Below are 25,077 nucleotides of genomic sequence, written 5' to 3' on the forward strand. Positions count from 1 at the left end.
TGGATCCAGTAATGAAAATAGAACCAGACAGCATCATCTTAAACGGCGAAGGCAGTTTACAGCGGCAGTTGTATCAGGCGCTGCGCCAGCCGTTACTCAGTGGACTCTGGCCCAGCGGCGCTTTGCTACCATCGAGCCGGGTGTTGGCGAGCGAACTGGGGTTAAGCCGCAATACGGTGAATGCAGCATTGGCGCAGCTGGTGGCTGAAGGGTATTTGCAAGGCCAAGCCGGTCGGGGTTATTGCATCATCACCCAGCTGCCGGACCAATTTTTCCAGGCGCATGCATTTCAGGACAGCCATCAATTATCAATTGGGCCACGCCAGCCAACGCCCGCCAGTACCTATGTCCCAAGCCAAGCTGCAACACCATACAAAACCGGTTTACTCGAACCCGGCGTGCCGGATCTGGCAGCATTTCCCTATCGCATCTGGCAACGCTTGTTACAACGTCATGCCGATCGACCCAAGCTCGGCGTTGGTGGTGATGTGCTGGGTTATTTGCCGCTGCGTCAGGCGCTGTGTCTGTATTTGCAACAATCGCGGCAAGTGCACTGCAACGAGAACCAAATTCTCATCACCGCCGGTGCGCAGCAAGGGCTTTATGTCGCAGCAATGTTGGTGGCGGCGCGCGGCGACCAGGTGCTGATGGAATCGCCGGGTTATGGCCGGTTGCGCCAGGCGCTACAGTTGCAGGATTTACAGATTAACTACCTAAACGCGGCCGGGCCAGAAGGTGTCGCTGCCGAGGAACTGAACCATCACCACGACTGCAAAGCCTTGTTTCTGACGCCGGGCCATCAATACCCGATGGGCGGCATTATGCCGTTACCGCAGCGGCTAGCGATTTTACAGTGGGCGCGCCAGCAAGGATGCTGGCTGGTGGAAGATGATTACGACAGCGAATTCCAGTTTAAACACCGACCTATCGCCAGTTTGCAAGGGCTGGCCCAGGGCGAAGGGGTGATTTTTGTCGGCAGTTTTAGTAAAACCATGCAACCGGCGCTGCGGCTCGGTTACCTGGTGGCGCCGGCAGCATTGATCCGACGAGCCGCCGATATCGTCCAGGCGATCCACGGTGATGTGCAGCTGTTAACCCAGGCTGCACTGGCCGATTTTATCAGCGAAGGCCATTTCAGCCGGCACCTGCGCAAAATGCGCAAACTGTATCAGCAGAAACAACAGCTGGCGCAACAATTGGCGGCGCAGTATTTACCCGGCTGGCAATTACGCGCGATGCATGCAGGATTACATTTGGTGCTGCTGTGTCCAGATGACATGCAGCCGTCGTTTGATGGCCCGCGCTTGCTACAACAACTGGCAGCGCAAGGTTATGCACCAGCACCTTTGTCGAAATATCAGTTTAATGACGAAAAAACCAAAGGCTTGGTGATCGGCATCGCTAACCTGAGCCACGCCGAATTAGAGCGTGGCTTGCAGCTGATTGCCACATTCACTCGCCTACCCTAGCCAACTGTGGCTATAGTGAACGAACAATAGCGTTAACAAACCCACTTGCTTACAGACGCCACCACAAGGAACACACATTGATATCGATTTGCCGGAACTTCACTGCTATCAAGCTATTGCTTGTGCTGTGGTTGTTGCCCTTTGCCTGCCTCGCACAACCCAAACTAAAAATTGGCTATTTTGATATTCCGCCGCATATTTTTGCTTCGAAGCAAACCCCTAGCCCGGCCATTGTTTATTTTGATCAAATTGCCAAACTGATGCAGCGCCAGCCGGAATATCTGCATGTACCGCTACCACGGTTGCTGCAGATGCTGGAGCAACATCAGCTGGATGCCATTTTGCTGCTGGCCAAAAATTCGGCCCGTCAGCAGATGTTTGTGTATCCGAAATGGCCCATGTTCACCGCCACGCCGGTACTGGTGGTTCGCGCCGACAATCCGTTTAGTATCGCGACTTTGCAACAAGATCCAACCTTGCAACTAGGCCTGTGGCCCGGCGGTTACCATTCGGAATTTGTCAAAACCATCAAAGGCCAGCAAGTGCCAATCAGTGGTGACCAAATCGGCGAGCGTGGTCTGAACATGCTGGTACAGGGCCGGATCAACGCTTTTTTTAGTCCGGATCAACTGTCGGTTCGTTATCTGCTGCAAAAAAATGGCTGGGAAACACAGCTTAAAATGCTGCCGGTGCCGAATGAAACTATTGAAATTTATACGGTATTTTCGAAAAAAAGCGCGGTAGAGTTATTACCGCCTTATGAAAAAGCGCTGCAAACTTTGCAAGAAACACGGCCTTATCCTTTATAACCGCAGCTCGGTTTACAGACTTTCAGCAGTCCAGTTGAAAGATCTTTATTGGGCTTATCGAAAAAATTCATTTAAATATGGATGGCCAGCCATCCAAACATCTGTATACTTAGCCGTATCAAGTTTATACCCAAAATCATTGAAGATTCGGGTAGGCGACGAGGGAGAGCGACCCCAGGAGCATAGTTGTCCTATGTGACTGGGGCGATCGAGCGAAGACAACAACCCCGAATCTTCAAGGATGACGGGTATACAGGTGTACAGATCATGGCGTTATCGTTACAGCAAAAAATTACCGATCCAAATCAAGGTGTGTATCTGATTGGCACGACGCCGCCTAAAGCGGACACGGCTATCGATAAAACCGTGCGGATCGCTAAAAAACTGCTGGCACGGCTAAACGAAGTGGAATACGACGGTCTGGTGGTCTATGACATTCAGGACGAAAGCAGCCGCGTCAGCGAAGACCGGCCTTTCCCATTTCAAAGCACTTTAGATCCAAGGGTTTACGGTCAGATTTTACGCCAGCAAGCCAAGCGTGACGTCATCACATACAAAAGTGTGGCGCAGCGTGACGCCAGCGAATTTAACCAGTGGCTCAGCGAAACCAAAGCAGATTTCCAGCTTGATAATCTGGTATTGGTGGGAAGCCCTTCTTCCAACGGCACCATTAAACTCAGCCTGCCGGACGCTTATCAGCAACTGGCCGAACACCCGGCCAAGTTTTATTTAGGGGGCGTGGCCATTGCCGAACGCCATGCCAGCAAAGGTAACGAACACGAACGGTTGATTGAAAAGTCGCGCCAGGGCTGCCAGTTTTTTATCTCACAAGCCGTGTATAACGCGCAGGCCACCATCGATTTAATCACCAGTTATGTCCGCAGCTGCAAACAGCAGAATCTGACACCACAACGGATTATTCTGACCTTCACGCCATGTGGCGGCGAACAAACGTTGGAATTTATGCACTGGCTGGGCATTTCAGTGCCACAAGCCAGCAAATACCGCATTCTGGATGCCGCCAATCCATTAAATGAATCGATTAAAATCTGCCGCGATAACCTGCAACAAATTCTGCTGCACTGCGCCAATTTAGATATTCCGCTCGGTCTGAACGTCGAAAGCCTGACCAACCGCCGCGAAGAAATCGACGCTTCGATCCGCTTATTCCGCTTACTCAAAGCCACCATGGAACTGCACTTGGCTGAGAAACAAGTGGCTTAAGCGGCATTTATCCCTGATCGGCATTGAAAAAATATCGCCGTCGAACACCCCTTCCCAGTTTGCGCGAAATCGAGCCTGCCGTTTGAATTCGCGCTTTTTTTCGCGCCCGCAGCGATAAATACCCACACCAAAAAACCCTAACCAATTGAAGTTAAATGCTTTTAATTTATGGCATAGAACTTTCTATAGCCTGACATCAAACCATCAACATGTTGTGATTATGGATATTGTGTTGGCCCCGGCATCCCGTTACCGCCGTTTACTGAAATTCTGGCCTTTGCTACTGGTGTTACCGGCTGGCTGGCTGTTGCTGCCATATCAACCCACAATGGCCATCACAGACCTGCAATTGACAACAGTGCAACAAGGCCCACTACAGCTGACCAGCATCAGCAGTGGCGAACTGTTCAGCAAACAACAATTGCTGTTAACCACTACTGTCCCCGCTACGGTAACCGCAGTTTTGTTACGTCCGGGCAGTCCTGTCGAAGCTGATTCAGTGTTGCTACAACTGGCTAATCCACAACTGGATCAACAAGTTCAGGGTGCTGCCAGAGCCTATCAGCAAAAACAGGCGGTGATTGCCGCTTTTACCGCCCAACAACAGCAAGATTTATTACTACAACAGGATTTGCGGGCCGAACGTGAAGCCGCGCTTGCTGAAGCAACATTGGAACTGGACGTACATCTGGAGCTGGAAAAACGCGGTGTGGTATCAAAAATTGAGTTGCGCCGCACCCGACTGAAAAAGAACCAAACCGAGCAGTCACTACAAAATGCCCAAGCACGTTTTAGTCAATTTAGTCAGATGCAACAAGCACAACAAGAACAACAACAACTAGAGTTGAGCCAACTCGACAGTGAATTTCGCTTACTGCAGAGCCAGCAGCAACAACTCACCGTCAAAGCCGGGATCAGCGGTATTGTGCAGCAGCTGGATGTCGAAATTGGTCAGAGCCTGACTGTCGGCGCGCCCCTCGCACGCATTGGCAGTCAACACCAGCTCAACGCCAGAATTTATCTGGCTGAAAAATATGCCGCCGCGGTTAAAGCTGGCAGCGAAGTTGAGTTGGACTTAGCAGGCACCATCGTCCGGGGACAAATCAGCCGCCTCGAAGCGATGGTGGTTGAAGGTATGGTGGCGGCAGAGGTGGAAATTCTTGAGCCACTGCCGGCTAGCGCCCGTCCGGCACAAAGGCTACGTACCAAAGTCTCGCTGCAACAACTCCCTGAAGCAATTTACCTCGAACAACCCCCGGGCTCACAACAGTTCATGCCTAACCAAAGTCAGCAGCTGTTTGTAAAAACCAGTGTATCCAGTGCCGAAAAGCGCCTGGTGCAGTTGGGTGATATCAGCGGCGAACAAGTGCTGATCACCGCTGGTCTGCAGCCTGGCGAGCAGGTCATTCTAAATATTCCAGAGCAATATCAAACATTTGATACTATCAAACTACTATAACAAGGACATTTTATGCCACAGCAACAACATCAAACCGCTGCCACAAATCAGCCGGTGGTACAGGTCAGTGGTTTAGGGAAAGAGTTCCGTCAGGGGCCGATTGCCACACTGGCATTGCAAGACATTAGTTTCAGCGTGATGCCAGGTGAATTTGTCAGCATCAGCGGGCCTTCTGGTTGTGGTAAATCCAGCCTGCTGCATATTCTGGGGTTGATGGATGGTTATAGCAGTGGCGATTATCTGCTGGCTGGACTGCCAACTAAAAGTCTTGGCACCGATCAGCGTTCGCAAATCCGCAATCAACATATAGGTTTTGTGTTTCAGGCCTTTAATCTTATCGACAGCATGACGGTGTTTGATAACGTTGCCCTGCCGTTACGCCATCGCGGCTTGCCGGAAAAAGTCGTGAACGAGCAAGTCAGCGCTAGTTTGCAGCAAGTGGATATGGCACACCGGCTGAGTTTTTACCCGGCACAACTCTCCGGCGGTCAACAGCAACGGGTGGCGATAGCGCGGGCTATTGTCGGCAAACCGGATCTGCTGCTGGTCGACGAACCTACAGGTAACCTCGACAGTAAAAATGGCGATGCGGTGATGGCGTTGCTAACGCAGTTAAACCGCGCTGGCGCCACCATCATTATGGTGACCCACGACAGTCGTTACAGCGCCTGTGCGCAGCGCTCGTTACAACTACTGGATGGCAAATTGGTGGCAAGTGTGATGCGGGAGGTGGCGTAACATGGACAGCCAGCCAATGACCAGCAACATACCTGCCCATAGCAACTCCTTGCGCCGCGAACGCCCGGTCTGGTGGCGTTGTTATCCTTTATATTGGCAATCTTTTGCGCAGGGCAGCCGCGATTTATTGCGTTTGCCGGCGCAAAGCCTGCCCTTTGTGTTATCGCTGGCATTGATGCTGGCACTGTTTTTAACCATTGCATCGCTGAGCCGCTCTCTGCTGGTACAACCGATACCAGGCATAGATAAAATCGGACAAATACAGTTGCTTGAAGCAAAAGTCGACATTGGTCCTGCCGTGATGAATATCATGAGCAAGGAAATGCTGCCTGGTATACAACAAGCATTGGCAGGCCCAGGCGAATTCAGCTTTTTGGGTTTTGGCACAGGAAAACTGAAGCTAGCACAACAACATGACGTCATTACTATCGAAGCCAATGCCGGTGCAGTGGCCAACCTTGGGGTGCCGCTTATCCTTGGCCAGCCACCGATCGAAGCCAATAATCGCCATGAAGTCTGGTTGTCAGAAGCACTATGGCAGCAACTGTTTGCCGGTGATCCCAACATCATTGGCCAAACCCTGCAATTGGACGAAGAAACACTGACCATTCGTGGGGTACTCGCGCATTTTGTCGGTCACCGACAAGCTAAAAACAATCAACCACTGCAGCTGTGGCGTTTTTATCAGCTGAAGGATCTCGGTCCTTTGAAGATGAAACTGACCAGCAGTTCAAACAACCTGCTGTTATATCGCCACCCGGACGCGCGGCCTCTTGATACCGCCGCAGTAGGAGAATGGTTGACTAACTCCAAAGACACCACCGCGTTTAAGGCGATGTTTTCTGGCATGAATATGACACCAGCCATTAGCCAGCAACCCTATCTAACCTGGATCCAGGGCGAAAGTGCCACTTTGGCACTGGTGTTATTGGCAGTCGCTATTGTGTTGCTGGTGATCACGGTGCTCAACCTGACCAACCTATGTGCCGGTCGATTCACCAGCAGACAAAGAGACATGGCGCTGCAATTGGTCGCAGGTTGTACCATTGGCCGCTTACGTGGGTTGTTGTATCTGGAGATCTTAGCCTGGACTTTACCTGCCTTGTGCTTATCCGTCTTACTGGCGTTATGGCTGCAGCGATTATTGCCGGCGCTGACCGGTAACCTGTTCCCGATCGTCCATCATCTGCAAGTTTCCGGTGTTGATCTGATAGTCCTTGTGGTCGTGGTCGGCATCTTAACCAGCGCCTTAAGTTGGCCGTTAGTGCCAAAATCCTTACAGCATCAGTTGCAACCCGTTTTGGCTGGTAGCGGTAAAGGCATGCAGCAACATAAAGGTTTGTCCAAAACGGTGTTGTTCAGCCAACTGGGACTGTCGGCGGTATTGGTGCTGACAGCAGCCAGTCTGACCTTAAGCGGATACCAGAGTATTTACACTAAACTGGGTTACCGGCTCAGCAATGCCGAATATTTTAATCTCGAACAGTCGCTGGATTTGGATGACGTGGTCGCAGCAAGTAAAGCCGCAGAACTTAACCCCAAAAAAGCAGCTGCCGAGGAGAAAATGCGACATCAGGCCTGGCTGGAGTTGCAGCAACGGCTGCAAAAAAAATTACCGCAACATCAGGTTTTATTATCGACAGGCTTGCCGATTCACTCGAGATTTTTCGCCGAAAACCTGGTGATCCCACCACAGAATAATGAACGAATGGTGCTCACTTCAGCAAGCGAACCGTCGTTCCATCAGGCATTTGGCATGACCTTACTCCATGGCCGTTGGTTGACGCCTGCCGATGCTGAGGCAGCAAATAACCTGCAACCTATTTTAATCAATGAACAACTGGCGAAACAAATTGCCGGTGATGATTTGGCGGCGGCAATCGGCCAGTCTTTGACCAAGGAAGACGTCAGTTTTCAGATTGTGGGGGTTTTACAGGATGTTAAACAATACTCCAACACAGCAAATATGTATAAGGTTTTGCGAAGCGCAGAAGCATTCGGGGATATCGGCATCGCTATTGTCAGTGCCGCAGATCTTTCAGTAGACCGCGCTGTGGTTGAACAAACTATACAGGAGCTGCCAAATTTCGGAGCTATCAGCTGGTTTAACTTAAAAGAAGAATGGGCGGGTTACACCAAACAATCACGACTCAACTTCTATCTCATCAGTTTGTTAACTGCCACGTCCTTGCTGCTGGCGATCTTAGGCATTGCCGGGATTGGCCGCTTGCACAGCCATCAACGTCGCTTTGAACTGGCGGTGCGTCTGGCAACCGGTGCCCGGCTGAAACAATTGTATTGGTTGGTGCTGGCGCCGTTATTGCCATTGCTGGCCGCGGCGGTGCTGCTGTCGGTATGGGCTTCAAATCAGGTGTTGCTAAGGTTGTCAGTCTGGTGGCCACAACTGGAAACCTTACCGCTCAGCTGGCAAGCCGGTTTAGTTGTCAGTCTGTGGACCATTGCCGCATTGGCCTGCTGGTGGCCGGTGCGTCAGGCATTACGGGCTGACCCGCTGCAAAGTTTGCGTTCGTTGTAACGCAACATGTGGTGAACTGCACAGGTCGATTCAAGGTAAACAGATTGTGACTTTGCCACCGTTTTGCGTAGAATCGGTGGCGCTTCCCCTTTTTGCAAACATACCGCAACTGTTTAAAGAGGGGGAAGCCTTCAAATGAGCAACCATTTTTTGGTTCACAGGGAGCCCTGATGTCGCGTTTTGATATTTTACTGGCCGATGACGATGCGGATATCCGGCTGGCGTTGGAGCTATTACTGCAGGATGCCGGTTTCAGCACCCGCAATGCGGCCAGCCCAGCCGCAGTACAGCAGGCAGTTGCCGCAAAACAACCGGATCTGATTTTGCTTGACCTCAATTTCAGCCGCGATACCACGTCAGGCGGGGAAGGTCTGGCATTGTTGCCGGAGCTGGTGAGGGCACAAATTCCGGTGATGGTGCTGACCGCCTGGGGTAGTATCGAACTCGCGGTGCAGGCAATGCATCTGGGCGCCTGGCAATTTCTGACCAAACCCTGGGATAACCAGCAATTGTTAGCGTTGGTGCGTCAACAACAACAATTAACACAGCTGACCAAACAACACCGCCAGCTAACCGCATTACAACAAACCCCGGCTGCAGACTGGATAGCACAAAGCCGGCCAATGCAACAGCTGGAACTGTTGGTGCAACAAGTCGCTGCCACCAATGCCAATATTCTGATCCTGGGCGAAAACGGCACCGGTAAGTCGGTATTGGCCAGACGGATCCATCAATTATCCAACCGCAGCCAGGCGCCATTGGTAGCGGTGAATATGGCGGCGATCCCAGAAACGCTGTTTGAAGCAGAACTGTTTGGGCATCAAAAAGGCGCCTTTACCGATGCCAGGCAAGCGCGGATTGGCCGTTTTGCCATGGCCGAGGGCGGTAGTTTGTTCCTCGATGAAATTGGCTGTTTACCACTGGTGCTGCAACCGAAGTTATTGCGGGTGCTGGAAAACGGGGAATATGAAGTGCTTGGTTCCAGCCGCACCGAGCTGGCCGATGTCCGACTGATCAGCGCCACCAATGCTGATTTAACCACACTCATCCAACAAGGACAGTTCCGCCAGGATTTATTGTACCGGCTCAATACCTTTGTGCTGGAGCTGCCGCCGCTGAGGCAACGACCCGACGATATCGCGCCTTTGGCTCAGCACTTTGTCCAGCTGTTCAGCCGCAAATACCGTAAAACGGCGGCTCGCCTGACCGACCAGGCACGCCGGCAATTACAGGCTTATCACTGGCCAGGCAATGTGCGGGAACTCAGTCATTTGTTGGAACGGGCAGTACTACTCTGTCAGCACGACCGGATTGATGATGTTGGCCTGCCAAGCCAGGCGCAGCTGAAGCAACAACCGGCAGGACTGCACAGCGATGCTCCCTTGGATCTCAATTTGCAACAGATGGAACAGCGACTGATTATGCAGGCGTTGCAACAAAGCGAGCAGCAACTGGGCCGTGCTGCCGAACTGCTGGGACTCAGCCGCCATGCTCTGGCGCGACGGCTGGAAAAGCTGCAAATCAACCTGGAGCAGATTTGATGCGACTCGAGAATTCACAATTTGCGTCTGCGCAACCGCAGCAATATCCATGGTAAAGCTCAGCGAAGTGCGCACTGATCTCGTGCTACTGGCGGCCCCGGTTTTATTGATGTCAGGGCTACTCAGCTTTGGATTGTGGCACCTTGGCTGGGATTGGCTGCAACTGACGACACTCTGGTGTGGGTTGGCGCTTTGTATCACCGGCTATCTGCGACTGCTGCTCAAACGTTATCTGGCACCCTGGCGATATGTCGCCATTTGTTGTGATGCGATCAAAAGCCATGAACATAATCTGCGGTTGAATCATACCGCGCTGCCGAAATTAACCATCGAAGCCCTGCATGAACTAACCGCGTTGCAACAACGACTGGCATTACAGCAACAGGATGAGCAGCACCAATGGTTGTTGTTTCGGGAACTCTGGCAGTTATTGCCTTACCCGGTGCTGTTACTCGATGCCAGCGGCAAGCTGACGTTTGCCAATAAAGCCGCCGCTGATTTTCTGGCCAGACCTTTACTGCAGCAACAAGATGCCGCCCTTTGTGGCTTAACAGCAACAGCCGGAGGTTATGTACTGGCGCAATGTCCGGCCGGCTGGCGCGAACAATGTAGCCAACTGCAACTGGCGCAACAGCAATTTACTTTGTGGTACGCCCTGGATTTACGGCAGCCGCTACATGCCGAACAACGGCGCAGTCACAGTGAATTGGTGCGGGTGCTGTCACATGAATTGCGGAATTCACTGACACCGATGGCTTCAATGACGCAAACTTTATTGTCACAGCAACAATGGCAGGAGCCGCAAGTCCGCCAGGTGTTGCAACGGATTTCCGAGCGGGCGTCACGCTTGCTGAATTTTATTGCCGCTTATCGTGAAGTGAATCAGTTGCCTGCGCCCCAGCCTCGCTGGTTCCGCCTGGATGAGCTGGCACAGAACTGCGCCGACTTGCTCAGCTGTCCGGTGCAATTTCAGGGGTTAGACTGGTGTTATGCCGACCCATTGTTGTTTGAGCAGTTATTGTTGAACCTATTAAAAAATGCCGTTGAAGCGCAGCAGCAGTTGCCCAGCGAACAACCAATCAACCTGAGCTTTTATCGTGAAGGCACGCAGCAAATCTTGCAAATCGAAGATCAAGGACCGGGTTTTGCCAATCCAGCCAATTTATTCACCCCTTTTTACACCACCAAGGCGCAAGGGCTTGGCGTTGGCCTGACGCTGTGCCGCGATATTCTGCATTTGCATCAGGGCGAACTGCAGGCCCGAAATTTAAGCGCAGCGGGTGCTTGTCTAACGGCCAGTTGGCCAGCCGCGGATGTCAGCCAGTTTTAACTTCCCGATAAAAGTCTCTGGCTTCCCAACGGCAACAGCCGTATAATGCGAATCATTATCAATTGTGTTTTGTGGGTACAGCCGGGCTGTAGCACAGTGCGAATTTTGTCGATGGGTCGAACATGCGAAGCGGGTTGCGTCAACAAGCTGGAATATTGTGTTTGGTGTTGGGTTGTCATCTGGCGGCGTTCGCACTGACGGTGGCGCACAGCAACGAGCCGACGCCAGAACCAGAGCCGGAAACCATCACGCCACCGACTATTGTCGGCATCATGCTGCCGCCGCCGGTAGCACCACCGCAGCCGAAACCCAAGCCGCTGCCCGAACCGAAACCACAGCCAAAGCCAAAGCCGAAACCGAAGCCGTTGCCAAAAGCGCCGCCATCGGAGAAAGCCGTCAGTGCGCCACCGGTTGAACCACCACCACCGCCGGCCAAAACAGCAAAAGCAGCTCCGCCCAAAGCCGCGCCTGCTGCTCCTACCATTCAACCGCCATCGGCCGAGGCGCAAGGGTTAAGCAATAAAGCACCACTGTACCCGCAGCTGTCGCGCAAGAAAAAGGAACAAGGCACGGTATTACTGCTGATTTTGGTCAAAGCCGACGGCACTGTTGGCGAGATTAAACTGAAAACCAGTAGCGGTTTTACCCGGCTGGATCAAGCTGCCAAACAGGCGGTGAAACGCTGGCAATTTCAGCCGGCACTCAAAGATGGCAAAGCCATCGATTTTTGGTACGAATTACCGCTGAAATTCCGGTTAAATCAAGGTTGATGAACCCGGCATGTTGCTATTTTAATCAGGTTGTTACTCGCCGTTAATTTGAAGTCAAACCGGCGACAGGAGAAAAAAATGCAAGACAATCCATATGGTATCGCGTCGCTTTGGGCACAAAGTGATGGTGTGATTAAAGGCGTGGCGCTGATTTTATTGATCATGTCGGTCGCATCCTGGTGCGTGATCCTGATCCGCGCTCTACACCTGTGGCAATTGCAAAAAGTCGCGCACGCCAGCCGCGATTTCTGGCACGCCCAGAGTTTCGCCCAGGGTTTACAAATTCTGTCAGCCGCCAATCAACAGTATGACAGCCGGGGCAATCCGTTCCGGTTTCTGGCCGATGAAGGTCAGGCGGCGCTCGATCATCACAGCAGTCATCAGGATGATTTGCACGGCCGTTTGCCGCTGTCCGACTGGCTGACCTCAACGTTAAAAGGCGCCATCGAACAAAGCTCGGAGCAGATGCAAAAAGGGCTGGCGATTTTAGCCTCGGTCGGATCCACGGCACCTTTTGTTGGGTTATTCGGCACGGTTTGGGGCATTTATCATGCGCTGGTTGGCATTGGCGCCAGCGGTCAGGCCAGTATCGATAAAGTGGCAGGCCCGGTCGGTGAAGCCTTGATTATGACCGCCTTTGGTCTGGCGGTGGCCATTCCGGCAGTGCTGGCGTATAACGCACTCAGCCGCGGCAACAAAGGCATTATCAGCAAACTAAATCGGTTTGCCTTCCAGCTGCATGCGTATTTTCTGACCGGCGCCGCGCCTAAATCGGCGCAGGTGAAAACCTTAAGAACCGGAGGCTAACATGGCATTTGGGGGGGATTTTGACAACAACGACGAAGTGATGAGCGAAATTAACATGACGCCGCTGGTCGACGTGATGTTAGTGCTGCTAATTATTTTTATCATCACAGTGCCGGTGCTGACTCATTCGGTGGAAATTGAATTACCCCGCGCCAGCAATGTGCCCAATGAGTTAAAACCGACCACAGTACAGCTGGCGGTGGACGCTGCAGGCGAGGTGTTCTGGAACGAAACCAAAGTGACGCCGGCTGAACTTGCGGCAAAACTTAGCGCCGCCGCTGCCGCCAGTCCGCAGCCGGAAATTCATCTGCGCGGCGATCGCACAGTGCCTTATGAACATGTGGTAAAAACCATGGCGGCAGTGCAAAGCGCCGGTATTTTGAAATTGGGCTTTGTTACCGAGCCAGCGTCTTAGCTGACGTCAGTTGCGGCGTTATTCAGCGGGCAATTACTGCTCAGGTTCCGCCAGCTGCGGATAATGGCGGTCGATGGCCTTAATCAACGCCGTGGCATGCTGCACCGAAATTTCGGCAAAGTTTTGCAGATTATTGCTATAGGTTTGCAGCGGCAAGTAGGCTGGGCTTAACCGGTGATCCGGCGCTAAAAAATAGGGCTGTGGCACTTGTGCTAAATGGGGGTAAATCACGTCCAGTTGATAGCGGTTAAAGTCAGCAATCATCTGGATAAAGTTTTGATGCAAGGTGTTAAAGCGTGCCAGATCACGATACAAATCCAGCTGAATATCATTTAATTTGCCAGAAGTGATCATCGGATGGAGCGCCTCAAGGTACCAATAATCGCCGATGATAATACCCGGGATTTGAGTTAATTCGCCTTTGGCAATCTGATGTTGCATCCCGGTATTGATGTTGCTGAAAAAATCGATAAAACCGGAATTCGCTGCCGTACCGTTGTCGATGTAAGCAGTTAAATCAGCACGGACGGCTTTGACGATTTCAATTTGTTGCAGCGTTTTGGTTTGTTGTTGCTGATAATCCGACAGTAAAAATGCTGCAAAAACGCCGATAAACACCACGGCTAGCTCGGCCAACAAACTACGAAAGCGCTGTGGCAAAATCAGGTATTTACGCAAAAAACTGAACATCCGAAACTCCATTAACAAATTTAACCGGATTATCATGCCGTTAGCGCTGTGGTGTTGTACATAGCCTGTTACAGAATTATGCTGCCCTTCGCTAAAAATTACGATAATCTCCCATTATCAAGAGCCAAATTCATAGGAGACTGCCATGGCAGAACAAGGTTCAGGCGGGAATGTCATCGCCGCTTTATGCAGCTTTTTTATCCCGGGCCTCGGGCAATTAGTACAGGGACGGTTATTACCGGCGATCCTGTTTTTTGTGATGTGTGGCGTGGGTTATTTTTTATGGTGGTTGATTGTGCCAGGCATTATTGCCGCGCTGGTGCACCTGTGGGGTATTATCGACGCTGCCACTTTTAACAATCGTCGTTATTAAAGTGAACAAGGGGGCTGGCTGCAGCACCCTTTTTTTTCGACCGCATGCGGTATCGGCTTGATGAAACATGACCATGTGTTCGCAGCAACTCAAGCCGCAAAGGTGATCAAACCTTTTTCACAAACTCTGATTTGAGCTTCATCGCACCAAAACCATCAATTTTACAGTCGATATCATGGTCACCATCAACCAGTCGAATCCCTTTGACTTTGGTACCAATTTTCACCACCAGCGACGAACCTTTGACTTTTAAGTCCTTGATCACTGTCACGGTATCGCCATCCTGTAATTGATTACCTGCGGCATCGCGGATCACTTTATCCCCTTCGCCAGCTTCAACTGTAGCGCCAGGCTGCCATTCGTGGCCGCACTCCGGGCACACCAACTGGCTGCCATCTTCATACGCGTAAGCGGAATTACATTGTGGACATGGAGGTAACTGCGACATCGGCGGATCCTTTGGGTGATACCCCTAAAAAAAGTGTGGCATTATACATTTTATCGCGAAAATTACCCGCAGTTTCAGGGGATAAGTCCTGTTACACTGCGCTTTATCTACATAACACCGGCTTAAAGTTGACTCAATCATGATCCAAATCACCGCTTCAATCAGCATTGACGATGCCGAACTGGACTGGCAAGCCATTCGCGCCAGTGGCCCCGGCGGCCAGCATGTCAATAAAACTTCGACGGCGATGCAGCTGATGTTTGATATCAACCAATCGTCATTGCCGGAACATTACAAAACTGCGTTGTTGCAAAAATCCGATCATCGCATTACCGCTTCCGGCAAAATTGTGATTAAAAGCCAACAAAGCCGCAGCCAGGAAATGAACCGCGAAACCGCGTTGCAGCAGCTGATTGAGCTGATTAAATCCGCCGGCATTATTCCGAAAAAACGCCACGCCACTAAACCAACTTATGGCAGCCAACAACGGCGACTGGAAAGTAAAAAGCTGCGCAGTGGTACCAAAAGCCTGCGCCAGCAAAAACCGGGGCATGATTAAAGCTGCTGGCAAACCATCCGGCGTACTACCGCTGACGCGGTGAGTAGCGCCCTACGATAATTTTCTAAATTTAAATAAAAATGCCGGGCGGGCTCACCGGGTCCGCCGTTGAGTGGTCTTTTTCATTTCCCCGCCCCACCTAATCACTTTCAGTTATAACCTTGCTACTAAAAAGTATTTTAAGTTATTAATAGCCTCTGTTGTAATGCACGTCAGGCATATAGATGTCTAAACCCCTCCTCTTTGAAGATACAGGGTTGTTGGCCGCGTTTTCTCACCCCAATCGCATAGTACACTATGCTCATGGGGATTCGTTCACTCGCCGCCTACCTGTATCGTCAAAGACTTTGGGTTTCAATGGAGACGACAGCATGGCAACCACTACAACGCAAAGCTTGCTTGAGCAATTACTGGATAAGTTTGAAAGCTGGATGATTCAAGCCGAATTCGGTTCCGCTATTGCGCCACAGCCCGCTTCATCGCCAACATCTTTGCAAGCATTGGATAAGTAATGTTGACGGGATGTCGCTGTGAACAGTGACACCGCCACGAGGTAAGTATGAGTATTCAGGTCGAACAGGTTCGGAAAAACTTTGGTGATTTTGTCGCCGTCGATAACGTCAATTTATCGATAAACAGCGGCGAACTGACCGCCTTGCTTGGCCCGTCCGGTTCAGGCAAAACCACCCTGTTGCGGCTGATCGCTGGCCTGGAACAAACCGATTCCGGCCGGATTATTTTTCACGGTGAAGACATCAGCCACCAGCACGTCAGCGAACGTGGTGTTGGTTTTGTGTTCCAGCATTACGCCTTATTTAAAAATATGACGGTGTTTGAAAACGTCGCATTTGGCCTGACCGTCAAACCACGTAAATTCCGCCCCAATGCTGCCGAAATTAAAAAACGGGTGGATCGCTTGCTGCAATTAGTGCAACTGGACTGGACGGCCGACCGTTATCCATCACAGCTTTCCGGTGGTCAGCGCCAGCGGATTGCTTTGGCGCGCGCGCTGGCGGTTGAACCCAAAGTACTGTTATTGGACGAGCCGTTTGGCGCTTTGGATGCCAAGGTCCGGGCCGAACTGCGCCGTTGGTTGCGCCGCTTGCACGACGAAATTCATGTTACCAGCGTGTTTGTGACCCATGATCAGGAAGAAGCCTTAGAAGTGGCGGATCGCATCGTGGTGATGAACAAAGGCCGGATTGAACAAGACGGCACGCCGGAAGAAGTCTATGACAACCCGGCCAACCCTTTTGTGTACGAATTTTTAGGCACGGTGAACCTGTTTCACGCCCGCGTCCGCCACGGCGATACGCTGATCAATGCCGACACCCAAGACAAACCGGCCAGTGCCGAAGAAGTGGCTTTACCAGGTTTTGCTTATGTGCGGCCGCATGAAATTGATGTGCTGCATCAGGCTGAAGAAGACGCCATCGCCGCCACGCTGGAACTGATCACCGTGGTTGGTCCAACGGTGCGACTGGAACTGCAAACTGCCATTTCGGACCGGGTGGTGCATGTGGAATTAAATAAAGAACAGTTTAAAAAACTTGGCCTCGCCGCCGCGCAACAGGTGTTTTTAAAACCACGCTATAGCCGGGTGTTTTTGGGCGAAGGTATCTAACCTACGCTTTCATTGAGCCAACAGCACAACTGCCCAAAACCTGGGCAGTTTTGCCAGCGCCGTTCTTCACAAGTACTCACTCAGACAAGTTGTCGCATAGACAAGCGCAATCCTGCACGGCATGATGAACGCATCTTCTTCCAAAATTGCTGATCTTGATGACAACTTCTGAAAAAATCGCCTTGGTGACCGGCGCTTCCAGCGGTATTGGCCGTGCTCTTGCGTTCGAATTACGCCAACAAGGTTTTCTGGTGTACGCCACGGCGCGTAAAACCGCCGATGTAACAGCGTTAACCGCCGCCGGTTTTCAGGCGCTGCAGCTGGATGTGAACGACCAAACCGCCATCGATCAGACGGTTCAAACCATCACTAAGCAACATAACCGACTGGATTTACTGATTAACAACGCCGGTTTTGGCGCGATGGGACCGGTGCTGGATTGCGCCCCTACTCAACTACAGCTGCAATTTCAAACCAATGTGTTTAGCCCAATCCATCTCACCCGCAGCCTGTTGCCATTATTGCTGCAAAGCCGCGGCATGGTGGTGAATATCGGCAGCGTCTCCGCCGATTTTGTCACGCCTTATGCAGGAATTTATTGCGCGTCCAAAGCCGCAGTGCATGCCATCAATACTGCATTGCGACTGGAACTGGCACCTTTTGGCGTTAAAGTGGTACTGGTGCAACCCGGCGCTATCGCTTCAGAATTTGGCGCCACCGCCAGTCAGCAAGCCGAACAAAATCTTAGCGAACAATCGATCTGGTGGCCGCTGCGTGAAGGTATTCGCCGCCGCGCCAAAGCTTCCCAAAATAAGCCCACGCCAACGCAGGTATTTGCCAAACAAGTGGTGACCCAACTGCTTCAAACCAACACACCACGGCTGATCTGCGCCGGTTATGGTAGTTTTGCGTTGCCGTTCCTGGCACGCTGGTTACCAGCGCCAGTGCTCGATTGGTTGCTGCGCCGGCAGTTTTTACTGCCTGCAGCTGGCAGTATGACGTCAGTTCTAAGCCCGCAAAAAAGCAGCAACAGCTGACTATCAATTTGGTCTGGCCGCGGCCATTTCGGAGCAGTTCGCACTGGCGGCCGCCCACAACGACGGGCCTGAAATCAGCATCAGCGAAATTCCGGCCCGACGCTGCGTACCTCGCACAAACCGATATTTTGTTGTTGCTGCGATAACGGCAAGCCGCCACGTCCGAGCTTTGGTCTGGCGCAGCGTTTACTGCGCCAACATCCCCGCCTGAAACTCGTCCATCAAACGCTGGTAGATACCGGATTGCTGGAGCTGCAGTAGCCCCTGATCCAGCGCATCGGCTTTTTGTTGACTGAGTTCGTTGTTTTTATCAAAGGCGATAAAAAGCTCACTGACAAAGTTTTCCTCACCGCGAATAATCAACGGGTCGCTCAACTGCCACTGTTTCAGATAAAAACTCAGCACAGCATCAAAAAACAACGCCACCTCAAGTTTATCCGCTTGTAACAACTTGACGAGCTGTTCATGCGTACTGACTTCCACCAGGTTAAACCGCTGTTTGTGTTTTTCAAAAGCATCGCCGTATTCATAACCGAGAATCACGCCGACCACGGTGCGGTCCGGGATCGTGGCAACTGAGGTGAAGGTTTTAGCTTTTTTGTAGTAGTAAAAGGACGAACTGGCACGAAATAGCGGCACTTGATGCAGTAAAAACCGGCTGCTGGTGCTTTGTTGTTTGGTGACGTTCCAGCACCCATCAACCATATTGTGCTCGGTGTAATATAAAGCTCTGGCATAAGGCACCACCACGGTTTTTAGCTGGTAGCCCGATTGTCGCAATGCCGCTTGTACTAAGGTGTAAGACAAACCCCGGCCCTTTTCATCAGAAAAAGGTGGCCAGTTATCTTCCGCAGCAATGGTGATGATTTTTTCTTGCGCGGCAGGTGTCGCGGGGACTGCATTCGCGGCCTGCATCCACCATAACAGCAGCCAAACCACCCCTAGATAACCCTTGTACTGCTGCAATAGAACGCACCTTAGCTCAGCGCTAAACTTCAACCACTCAATTCAATATATGTGACATTTACCGATACTGCCAACGGTGGCAAAGGGTATTACTTAAAACCGAAGTTTTCATTGATCTGAGTCATTAATTCGCTGCCGCTGCCAGCGCCGCTTCGGCACTCGCCGGCCTTGCCAGCTGAAAATTATCCTGCTGCTGGCTATGACCATACCATTGGCCGCCAAGTCGGTATAGCCAATCAATTTGATCATGTTTTAAGCGGTGATCCGGGCCAAGCAGCGCGTCATCAATATGCAGACACAGCACTTTGGCCAGAATGATATCGCAACTTGGCTGGTCGGCCGGGTAAGGCGTCAAACTCACTAATTCACATTCAAAACTGACGACACTGTCGGCTAATCGAGGTGGCTTGACCATGGTCGCAGCCACAGTTGGAATTTGCAGCGCGTCGATTTCACTGGCGCCGGTGGCAAAATTGGCAGCGCTGGCATTCATCAACGCCAGCTGCGACGGGCTTACCAGATGCACAATCAGTTGCTGCGTGGCCTGAACATTCACGCTGGTGTCTTTCGCCTGACCATCGGCTTTACGGTTCACCGAAATCATCAGTGTTGGTGGCGCGTCGCTCACCAGCTGGAAAAAACTAAAGGGTGCCAGATTGCTGCGTCCGGTTGCGTCTACCGTGCTGACCCAGGCGATGGGCCTTGGCACCACGGTGCCGGCCAGCAATGGATAAAGCGTTGAAGCACTTAAGGTACTGCAATCAAAAATCATCAATTTCTCCGCTTAAGGTAGGCTGGCTGGCGTGCTGTTTATACCCCAAATCATTGAAGATTCGGGTAGGTGACGAAGGAGCGAGACCCCAGGAGCATAGTAGTCCTATGTGACTGGGTCGGACTGACGCTTCAGCGAGCGACTGAAGACAACAACCCCGAATATTCAAGGATGAAGGGTTTAATCCAGATAATTGGCTTTTTTGGTGCTGTGCTGCAATCCAACACACAACAAAGCCACAATCAGCAGCACGCTATATTCAGCGCCATTACGCCCGGCGCCGACCACAAACCAGCCTTCAGCGGCATGCAGCATCAGGATGCCCATCGCATACAGCGCCGCGAATAAACCACAGAGCGGTCGCACCATGCGCCGAAAAGCCAGCAGTGCCGAGCCGAGAATTTCCACCCCGGTAATAGCAGCGGCCACCCAATAACCAAGGGGAATGCCCTGCCCGTTCAGCCAAACGCCGAAGGGTTCAACACCACCATTTAACAGCCGGAACCAGCCGTGCGCTGCGATGAGGACGGCTAAGGTCAAACGCAGGATCAGCCATGCCAGTTTATTGCGAGATTGTTCGGTCATGATGGGTTGTCCTTGTGTGGCCCTGAAGTTGAAGTATCGTTAGCGCTGCTATGAGTACTATCCGCCATATTGCCATCAATAATCTGCTGCAGCTCAGGTGCAATCGGCAACGACTGAAACATACTGATGTCGCTGTCGCCAGTATTGCCGGTCGGCACTTTACCCAGCGCCGACCCAATAGCGCCTAACAGCATGCGAATAAACTGCCCAACCACAGCGCCAAATCGATGGCGACGCCATTCCACCACCAGCATTAGCCAATGGGTGTAGACATGCGGCCGCACCGCCAACTGCCCTAGCACATGCGCCCATTTTAACTGTTCCATTGCCGACTGCCATTGCTGTTGCGCCATCGCCTGCTGCGCTTGAAGCATGGCCTGATCGTAGGCGTGTTGTTGGATCTGGTGCATAAATCCTGCTCGAAATTACGCTGTAAAAAAACCTAACACCCAGCTTACAATGGTGCAACCCGCAAACACAACCTTTGAGACCAAAGCTGATGACAACAGCGCTGCTGATAATTGATGTACAACAAGGCTTATTTGCCACTGAGCCGCCACCAGCGCAGGCGGCGACGGTGATCAACAATATCAACCAGCTCAGCAGCTGGGCGCGGTCGCAACAACTGCCGGTAATTTTTGTGATGCACGAAAAAGCCGACTCAGTGCTCGCTTACCAAAGCGCCGGCTGGCAATTACCCGCAGCTATAGAGCAGCAACCGAGCGACCTAATCAGTAGAAAAACCACCCCAGACGCCTTTTTACACACTGAACTGCAACCCTTATTGCAAAGTCTGGCGGTCGATCAGCTCATTATCTGCGGTTACGCCAGCGAATTTTGCGTCGACACCACAGTCCGCAAAGCCGCCGCCCTTGGCTACCCCGTGACGCTGGTCGCCGACGCCCACACCACCCACGACAAAACCCACGCCAGCGCTGCCACGATCAGCACCCACCACAACGCCACCTTGCCTGCGATTAGTAGTTTTGGGGTGAGGATTCAAGCGGTTTCGACGGCGGAGTTGTTGGCGTCATAAAATTTTTCCAAATGGCCGATACAACGGCGGCACGTCAACAGCTTGTTATTAAAACTAAAACTGAATAACGCGATCAAAGCGCGACTCAAATTTGTGAAATTAATGTGATTTTTAGTGGATTAATTAAATAAACATGTGTACCATTTTCCTGTTTTTTGTCACTTATACAGGGATTGTATGTCACATTCTTCGCCGTTTGCTGTTGGCGTAAAATGTTTAGCTGTTGTCGCAAGGATGCATCAAATACCGGTTTCACCGAATGCTCTAATCCGAGAATTCGCCCCGCAAAATGATGACCTCACAGATATTTATCTGATTAAAGCCGCCAAAAGTCTTGGCTTTAAAGCGAAGTTTATTCATGCCGAACCGGCAAAACTTGATCCGCTCTTGTTACCGGCTGTCGGTAAATCCAAAGACGGCAGCTATTTTGTGCTGGCCAGAATCAAAGGCGAGCGTGCGCTGATTCAGGATCTGGAAACCGGGCAGACGCAGAGTATTTCATTAACATTTTTGGCATCAATGTGGACCGGTGAATTACTTCATCTGGCCAAGCGCACCAGCATCGTGGCCAGCAACACCAGTTTTGGTTTTCGCTGGTTTATTCCGGCGTTGCTGAAATACCGTCATCTGTTTGCTGATGTACTCCTGGCATCGTTTTTTATTCAACTCGTTGGTCTGGCCACGCCGATTTTCTTTCAGGTCACTATCGATAAAGTATTGGTACACAAAGGTTTAACTACTTTAGATGTACTGGCCGTTGGCTTTTTTGCCGTGATTACCTTTGAAGTCTTATTAACCGCTTTACGCACCTATGTGTTTAGCCACACCACCAACAGAGTTGATGTGGAATTGGGTGGTTTGTTGTACCGCCATATGTTGGCCTTGCCGATTTCGTACTTTGCCATGCGCCGGATTGGCGATACGGTCGCCCGTATTAAAGAATTGGATAAAGTCCGCGAATTTATCACCGGCTCATCGTTAACCGTGGTATTGGACGTGTTGTTCAGTGTGGTGTTTTTTGCGGTGATGTTTTATTACGCACCGCTACTGAGCTGGATCGTCGTCGGGTCAATTCCTTGTTACATCCTGCTGTCGATTCTGATCACGCCAACACTGCGGGACAAGCTGGAACAAAAATTCCAGAAAAGCGCCGAAAACCATTCGTTTTTGGTGGAATCGGTCTCCGGCATTGAAACGGTAAAATCGCTGGCTGTTGAACCGCAAATGCGTAATAAATGGGAAGAAAAGTTAGCGGATTATGTTTCCAGCTCGTTCGACGCTTCACATATCAATAACATCTATTCAAGTATTGCCAGTTACATCAACAAAGTGGTGTCCCTGCTGACGTTGTATTTTGGCGCTTTAACCGTGGTGGAAGGCTCGCTCACTGTCGGGCAGTTTATTGCGTTTAATATGCTGGCGCAGCGGGTGTCTGGCCCAATCATGCGCTTGGTCAACTTGTGGCAGGATTTTCAGCAAGCCAAGGTGTCAATTGAGCGTTTGGGCGATGTACTCAATGCTCCGACTGAACCTGGTTACAACCCAAACCGCACCGTCCTGCCCAATGTGACGGGTTGTGTCACGCTGGAACAAGTAAACTTCCGTTACCGCCCTGATTCAGCGGCCATCCTCAATATGGTGTCGTTACAGGTCAATGCTGGTGAACGAATTGGCATCGTTGGTCGTTCGGGCTCGGGGAAAAGTACTTTAACCAAATTGATTCAGCGCTTGTACGTGCCACAGGGTGGACGCGTGTTAATCGACGGTATTGACCTTTCGTTGGTGGAACCGGCCTGGTTGCGTCGGCAAGTTGGCGTGGTGCTGCAGGAGAGCTTTTTATTTAACGCCAGCATCCGCGACAATATTGCCCTGAGCGACCCCGCCAGCGATATTGAAGCGGTGATCCGGGCGGCAAAATTAGCCGGTGCTCATGAATTTATTTGTGAATTACCCGAGGGCTACGACACGATTGTCGGCGAGCATGGTTCCAGTTTATCGGGTGGCCAGCGCCAGCGTATGGCGATTGCCCGCGCCTTGATTGCGAACCCAAAAATCCTGATTTTTGACGAAGCAACCAGCGCGCTGGACTATGAATCTGAACGCATTATTCAAAGCAATATGGCCGAAATCTGCGCCGGACGTACGGTATTTATCATTGCCCACCGCTTGTCTGCAGTACGCGATTGTCATCGTATTGTAGTGATGGATAAAGGCCAAATCGCCGAACAAGGTAGCCATTCCGAACTACTGCACTTGCAGGGCATTTACCATCATCTGGTGCAAATTCAGCATGGCGGTCCGGTTGTCGTCAATGCTCAACCGGTCAACCTTGCCAGAAAAGACCACAACCCTACTGATCCGGTGGAGGTTGTATGAACCAGCCGCAACAAAATTCAGTGCCTCAAGACGCGGCTGCAACATCGAATACTATCGTATCGAATACTACCGCATCGAATGTCGTGCAACTGCCGCTGGCGAAAAAACTTAGCCGCGAGCAGCTGAGCTTTCTGCCAGCAGCATTGGAAATTGAGGCCGCCCCACCTGCCCCATATAGTCGGATAATTTTGTGGGCCATTATGTTACTGCTGGTCGTCGCTATTGCCTGGGCATGCTGGGGGCAAATTGAGATCACCGCCAGTGCCCAGGGTAAGTTGGTACCCGGTTCGCAGGTGAAGGTGATCCAGCCATTAAACGCTGGGGTGGTGACGGCAATCCATGTGCGTGAAGGGCAAAAGGTCGCTGCCGGTGATGTGCTGTTAACGCTGGATAGCACCATCACCGAAGCCGAGCTGGAACGTCTGCGTGTGCAGCTTGAAGGTGTGCAGCAAGATATTCAGCGAACGGAATTGTTGCAACAACGGTTACATGCCCCGCAACGGCCTGCTTCAGCGCTGGCATCAGCACAGCTGCAGCCATTGTCCTTGCCACAACAACAAGCATTAGACAGCAGCTGGCTGGAATATCAGGCCAGGCAACTCAGCGTACAACGCCAAAGCGATAAACTGCTGGCGGAAGTGGACACCACCAAGCTCAATATCAGCCGGATTGAAAAAACCATGCCGCTGATCACCGAACAAGCAGACAGTGTGCAGAAGCTACTGGAGAAGTCGCTGGCATCGCGCAGCCAATATCTGGAACTGGAACTCAACCGCATTAATCAGGCGGAAAGCCTGACCATCGAAAAAGCCAAACTGCAACAGCTGGCTGCCGCCATTCGTGAATCAGCACAGCAACAACAAGTGTTACAAGCCGAATTTCAGCGCCAGCTCAGTGAAGCGCAAAACCAGTATCACCGTGATGCCAGTGCGTTAACTCAGGAACTGATTAAAGCGCAAAACACCAATTCACAACAACAGCTTTTGTCGCCGGTCAGCGGCACCATCGAACAACTGGCATTAACCACCATTGGCGGCGTAGTGACGCCTGCGCAGGAGTTAATGCGTGTAGTGCCACAAGACCAACAACTGATCGCCGAAGCCTGGTTATTAAACAAAGACATTGGTTTTGTCGAAGTAGGTCAAACAGCTGAAATTAAACTGGAAAGTTTTGAATTTACCAAATACGGCGTAATAGACGGTGAAATTATTGATGTCTCAACCGATGCGGTAGAAAAAGAAGGGCTGGGCTTGGTCTTTCCTTTAAAAGTGAGCTTAAAGCAGCATAATATTCGGGCAGGTAATAAAACGGTGCCTTTAGGGGCTGGCATGACAGTCACTGTTGAAGTGAAGACCGGTGAACGACGTGTGATTGAATTTTTATTGTCCCCGGTGATAAAGGCTGTGGATGAAGGGGTTAGAGAACGATGATTTTTATAAAAAATGTACCTTGGAAAGAAAAAATAACAAGACTTTTTCTTTATCTGTTTGTTTCTTTTTTACTGCTGATTTTT

25 protein-coding genes are annotated in these 25,077 nt (G+C 51.3%); 19 read left to right on the forward strand and 6 right to left on the reverse strand.

Features of this window, described 5'->3' with window-relative positions; genetic code table 11:
- Nucleotides 1-11: 11 nt before the first annotated feature.
- From pdxR to EOE67_RS13815, 11 genes are all read left to right on the forward strand, one after another.
- A complete protein-coding gene (gene pdxR, locus EOE67_RS13765; RefSeq protein ID WP_127699904.1) occupies nucleotides 12-1,469 on the forward strand; it encodes a MocR-like pyridoxine biosynthesis transcription factor PdxR in 1,458 nt (485 codons plus the stop codon).
- A gap of 77 nt (nucleotides 1,470-1,546) precedes the next feature.
- Nucleotides 1,547-2,278, forward strand: a complete 732-nt coding sequence (locus EOE67_RS13770; protein WP_127699906.1) for a substrate-binding periplasmic protein — start codon at nucleotides 1,547-1,549, stop codon at nucleotides 2,276-2,278.
- A 267-nt stretch (nucleotides 2,279-2,545) separates the two neighbouring features.
- On the forward strand, nucleotides 2,546-3,502 hold the full coding sequence (locus EOE67_RS13775; protein ID WP_127699908.1) for a hypothetical protein: 957 nt from the start codon (nucleotides 2,546-2,548) through the stop codon (nucleotides 3,500-3,502).
- 220 nt (nucleotides 3,503-3,722) lie between these two features.
- Nucleotides 3,723-4,961 carry an efflux RND transporter periplasmic adaptor subunit gene (locus EOE67_RS13780; protein ID WP_127699910.1) on the forward strand — a complete coding sequence of 413 codons (1,239 nt, stop codon included), beginning with the start codon at nucleotides 3,723-3,725 and terminating at the stop codon, nucleotides 4,959-4,961.
- Nucleotides 4,962-4,973: 12 nt separating this feature from the next.
- Nucleotides 4,974-5,699 carry an ABC transporter ATP-binding protein gene (locus EOE67_RS13785; protein ID WP_127699912.1) on the forward strand — a complete coding sequence of 242 codons (726 nt, stop codon included), beginning with the start codon at nucleotides 4,974-4,976 and terminating at the stop codon, nucleotides 5,697-5,699.
- A 1-nt stretch (nucleotide 5,700) separates the two neighbouring features.
- Nucleotides 5,701-8,235: an ABC transporter permease gene (locus EOE67_RS13790; RefSeq protein WP_127699914.1), complete on the forward strand. Its 2,535-nt coding sequence runs from the start codon at nucleotides 5,701-5,703 to the stop codon at nucleotides 8,233-8,235.
- 170 nt (nucleotides 8,236-8,405) lie between these two features.
- Entirely contained in the window at nucleotides 8,406-9,776 is a 1,371-nt protein-coding gene (locus EOE67_RS13795) for a sigma-54-dependent transcriptional regulator (RefSeq protein ID WP_127699916.1), read from the forward strand.
- 49 nt (nucleotides 9,777-9,825) lie between these two features.
- Entirely contained in the window at nucleotides 9,826-11,106 is a 1,281-nt protein-coding gene (locus tag EOE67_RS13800; protein WP_164852338.1) for a sensor histidine kinase, read from the forward strand.
- A 122-nt stretch (nucleotides 11,107-11,228) separates the two neighbouring features.
- The gene (locus EOE67_RS13805; RefSeq protein WP_127699920.1) at nucleotides 11,229-11,876 is read left to right on the forward strand and encodes an energy transducer TonB; all 648 of its coding nucleotides are present in this window, start codon (nucleotides 11,229-11,231) and stop codon (nucleotides 11,874-11,876) included.
- A gap of 78 nt (nucleotides 11,877-11,954) precedes the next feature.
- Entirely contained in the window at nucleotides 11,955-12,683 is a 729-nt protein-coding gene (locus EOE67_RS21005; RefSeq protein ID WP_127699921.1) for a MotA/TolQ/ExbB proton channel family protein, read from the forward strand.
- 1 nt (nucleotide 12,684) lies between these two features.
- Nucleotides 12,685-13,098, forward strand: coding sequence for an ExbD/TolR family protein (locus EOE67_RS13815; RefSeq protein ID WP_127699922.1), 414 nt, complete (start codon nucleotides 12,685-12,687; stop codon nucleotides 13,096-13,098).
- Between the two features lie 33 nt (nucleotides 13,099-13,131).
- On the opposite strand, the gene EOE67_RS13820 is transcribed toward EOE67_RS13815, so the two are convergent.
- Nucleotides 13,132-13,788, reverse strand: coding sequence for a hypothetical protein (locus tag EOE67_RS13820; RefSeq protein ID WP_127699923.1), 657 nt, complete (start codon nucleotides 13,786-13,788; stop codon nucleotides 13,132-13,134).
- 145 nt (nucleotides 13,789-13,933) lie between these two features.
- Here EOE67_RS13820 and EOE67_RS13825 point away from each other — a divergent pair, with 145 nt between their 5' ends.
- Nucleotides 13,934-14,161 carry a hypothetical protein gene (locus EOE67_RS13825; RefSeq protein ID WP_127699924.1) on the forward strand — a complete coding sequence of 76 codons (228 nt, stop codon included), beginning with the start codon at nucleotides 13,934-13,936 and terminating at the stop codon, nucleotides 14,159-14,161.
- Between the two features lie 106 nt (nucleotides 14,162-14,267).
- On the opposite strand, the gene EOE67_RS13830 is transcribed toward EOE67_RS13825, so the two are convergent.
- Nucleotides 14,268-14,609, reverse strand: coding sequence for a zinc ribbon domain-containing protein YjdM (locus tag EOE67_RS13830; protein WP_127699925.1), 342 nt, complete (start codon nucleotides 14,607-14,609; stop codon nucleotides 14,268-14,270).
- Nucleotides 14,610-14,748: 139 nt separating this feature from the next.
- On the opposite strand from EOE67_RS13830, the gene arfB reads away from it, so the two are divergent.
- The 4 genes from arfB to EOE67_RS13850 all read left to right on the forward strand — a co-directional run bounded on the left by arfB (nucleotide 14,749) and on the right by EOE67_RS13850 (nucleotide 17,829).
- Nucleotides 14,749-15,168: an alternative ribosome rescue aminoacyl-tRNA hydrolase ArfB gene (gene arfB / locus EOE67_RS13835; protein ID WP_127699926.1), complete on the forward strand. Its 420-nt coding sequence runs from the start codon at nucleotides 14,749-14,751 to the stop codon at nucleotides 15,166-15,168.
- A 224-nt stretch (nucleotides 15,169-15,392) separates the two neighbouring features.
- Complete coding sequence (locus tag EOE67_RS13840) at nucleotides 15,393-15,680, forward strand: hypothetical protein (RefSeq protein ID WP_127699927.1); 288 nt, start codon at nucleotides 15,393-15,395, stop codon at nucleotides 15,678-15,680.
- A gap of 47 nt (nucleotides 15,681-15,727) precedes the next feature.
- A complete protein-coding gene (locus tag EOE67_RS13845) occupies nucleotides 15,728-16,792 on the forward strand; it encodes a sulfate/molybdate ABC transporter ATP-binding protein (RefSeq protein WP_127699928.1) in 1,065 nt (354 codons plus the stop codon).
- Nucleotides 16,793-16,950: 158 nt separating this feature from the next.
- The gene (locus tag EOE67_RS13850) at nucleotides 16,951-17,829 is read left to right on the forward strand and encodes an SDR family oxidoreductase (RefSeq protein ID WP_127699929.1); all 879 of its coding nucleotides are present in this window, start codon (nucleotides 16,951-16,953) and stop codon (nucleotides 17,827-17,829) included.
- Between the two features lie 186 nt (nucleotides 17,830-18,015).
- On the opposite strand, the gene EOE67_RS13855 is transcribed toward EOE67_RS13850, so the two are convergent.
- From EOE67_RS13855 to EOE67_RS13870, 4 genes are all read right to left on the reverse strand, one after another.
- Entirely contained in the window at nucleotides 18,016-18,795 is a 780-nt protein-coding gene (locus tag EOE67_RS13855; RefSeq protein WP_127699930.1) for a substrate-binding periplasmic protein, read from the reverse strand.
- 124 nt (nucleotides 18,796-18,919) lie between these two features.
- Nucleotides 18,920-19,567 (reverse strand): flavin reductase family protein, encoded by a 648-nt coding sequence (locus EOE67_RS13860; protein ID WP_127699931.1) that lies wholly within the window; start codon nucleotides 19,565-19,567, stop codon nucleotides 18,920-18,922.
- A 180-nt stretch (nucleotides 19,568-19,747) separates the two neighbouring features.
- Nucleotides 19,748-20,152 carry a DoxX family protein gene (locus tag EOE67_RS13865; RefSeq protein ID WP_127699932.1) on the reverse strand — a complete coding sequence of 135 codons (405 nt, stop codon included), beginning with the start codon at nucleotides 20,150-20,152 and terminating at the stop codon, nucleotides 19,748-19,750.
- The gene (locus EOE67_RS13870) at nucleotides 20,149-20,562 is read right to left on the reverse strand and encodes a DUF3703 domain-containing protein (protein ID WP_127699933.1); all 414 of its coding nucleotides are present in this window, start codon (nucleotides 20,560-20,562) and stop codon (nucleotides 20,149-20,151) included. The genes EOE67_RS13865 and EOE67_RS13870 overlap by 4 nt, the downstream gene beginning before the upstream one ends.
- An 89-nt stretch (nucleotides 20,563-20,651) precedes the next feature.
- Between EOE67_RS13870 and EOE67_RS13875 the strand changes: the two genes are divergently transcribed.
- The 3 genes from EOE67_RS13875 to EOE67_RS13885 all read left to right on the forward strand — a co-directional run bounded on the left by EOE67_RS13875 (nucleotide 20,652) and on the right by EOE67_RS13885 (nucleotide 24,994).
- Entirely contained in the window at nucleotides 20,652-21,188 is a 537-nt protein-coding gene (locus EOE67_RS13875) for a cysteine hydrolase family protein (RefSeq protein WP_127699934.1), read from the forward strand.
- Nucleotides 21,189-21,365: 177 nt separating this feature from the next.
- Entirely contained in the window at nucleotides 21,366-23,564 is a 2,199-nt protein-coding gene (locus tag EOE67_RS13880; RefSeq protein WP_127699935.1) for a type I secretion system permease/ATPase, read from the forward strand.
- Nucleotides 23,561-24,994: an HlyD family type I secretion periplasmic adaptor subunit gene (locus EOE67_RS13885; RefSeq protein WP_127699936.1), complete on the forward strand. Its 1,434-nt coding sequence runs from the start codon at nucleotides 23,561-23,563 to the stop codon at nucleotides 24,992-24,994. The genes EOE67_RS13880 and EOE67_RS13885 overlap by 4 nt, the downstream gene beginning before the upstream one ends.
- The last annotated feature ends 83 nt before the right edge of the window (nucleotides 24,995-25,077 follow it).

Source organism: Rheinheimera riviphila (assembly GCF_004005945.1).
Lineage (GTDB): Bacteria > Pseudomonadota > Gammaproteobacteria > Enterobacterales > Alteromonadaceae > Pararheinheimera > Pararheinheimera riviphila.

Coding starts and splice junctions, on each gene's coding strand:
- EOE67_RS13820 (WP_127699923.1), bottom strand. CDS start 13,788: ATGTTCAGTTTTTTGCGTAAATACCTGATTTTGCCACAGCGCTTTCGT.
- EOE67_RS13880 (WP_127699935.1), top strand. CDS start 21,366: ATGTCACATTCTTCGCCGTTTGCTGTTGGCGTAAAATGTTTAGCTGTT.
- EOE67_RS13840 (WP_127699927.1), top strand. CDS start 15,393: ATGTCTAAACCCCTCCTCTTTGAAGATACAGGGTTGTTGGCCGCGTTT.
- EOE67_RS13865 (WP_127699932.1), bottom strand. CDS start 20,152: ATGACCGAACAATCTCGCAATAAACTGGCATGGCTGATCCTGCGTTTG.
- EOE67_RS13790 (WP_127699914.1), top strand. CDS start 5,701: ATGGACAGCCAGCCAATGACCAGCAACATACCTGCCCATAGCAACTCC.
- EOE67_RS13795 (WP_127699916.1), top strand. CDS start 8,406: ATGTCGCGTTTTGATATTTTACTGGCCGATGACGATGCGGATATCCGG.
- EOE67_RS13875 (WP_127699934.1), top strand. CDS start 20,652: ATGACAACAGCGCTGCTGATAATTGATGTACAACAAGGCTTATTTGCC.
- EOE67_RS13885 (WP_127699936.1), top strand. CDS start 23,561: ATGAACCAGCCGCAACAAAATTCAGTGCCTCAAGACGCGGCTGCAACA.
- EOE67_RS13845 (WP_127699928.1), top strand. CDS start 15,728: ATGAGTATTCAGGTCGAACAGGTTCGGAAAAACTTTGGTGATTTTGTC.
- EOE67_RS13775 (WP_127699908.1), top strand. CDS start 2,546: ATGGCGTTATCGTTACAGCAAAAAATTACCGATCCAAATCAAGGTGTG.
- EOE67_RS13805 (WP_127699920.1), top strand. CDS start 11,229: ATGCGAAGCGGGTTGCGTCAACAAGCTGGAATATTGTGTTTGGTGTTG.
- EOE67_RS21005 (WP_127699921.1), top strand. CDS start 11,955: ATGCAAGACAATCCATATGGTATCGCGTCGCTTTGGGCACAAAGTGAT.
- EOE67_RS13780 (WP_127699910.1), top strand. CDS start 3,723: ATGGATATTGTGTTGGCCCCGGCATCCCGTTACCGCCGTTTACTGAAA.
- EOE67_RS13815 (WP_127699922.1), top strand. CDS start 12,685: ATGGCATTTGGGGGGGATTTTGACAACAACGACGAAGTGATGAGCGAA.
- arfB (WP_127699926.1), top strand. CDS start 14,749: ATGATCCAAATCACCGCTTCAATCAGCATTGACGATGCCGAACTGGAC.
- EOE67_RS13830 (WP_127699925.1), bottom strand. CDS start 14,609: ATGTCGCAGTTACCTCCATGTCCACAATGTAATTCCGCTTACGCGTAT.
- EOE67_RS13785 (WP_127699912.1), top strand. CDS start 4,974: ATGCCACAGCAACAACATCAAACCGCTGCCACAAATCAGCCGGTGGTA.
- EOE67_RS13860 (WP_127699931.1), bottom strand. CDS start 19,567: ATGATTTTTGATTGCAGTACCTTAAGTGCTTCAACGCTTTATCCATTG.
- EOE67_RS13800 (WP_164852338.1), top strand. CDS start 9,826: ATGGTAAAGCTCAGCGAAGTGCGCACTGATCTCGTGCTACTGGCGGCC.
- EOE67_RS13825 (WP_127699924.1), top strand. CDS start 13,934: ATGGCAGAACAAGGTTCAGGCGGGAATGTCATCGCCGCTTTATGCAGC.
- EOE67_RS13850 (WP_127699929.1), top strand. CDS start 16,951: ATGACAACTTCTGAAAAAATCGCCTTGGTGACCGGCGCTTCCAGCGGT.
- pdxR (WP_127699904.1), top strand. CDS start 12: ATGAAAATAGAACCAGACAGCATCATCTTAAACGGCGAAGGCAGTTTA.
- EOE67_RS13870 (WP_127699933.1), bottom strand. CDS start 20,562: ATGCACCAGATCCAACAACACGCCTACGATCAGGCCATGCTTCAAGCG.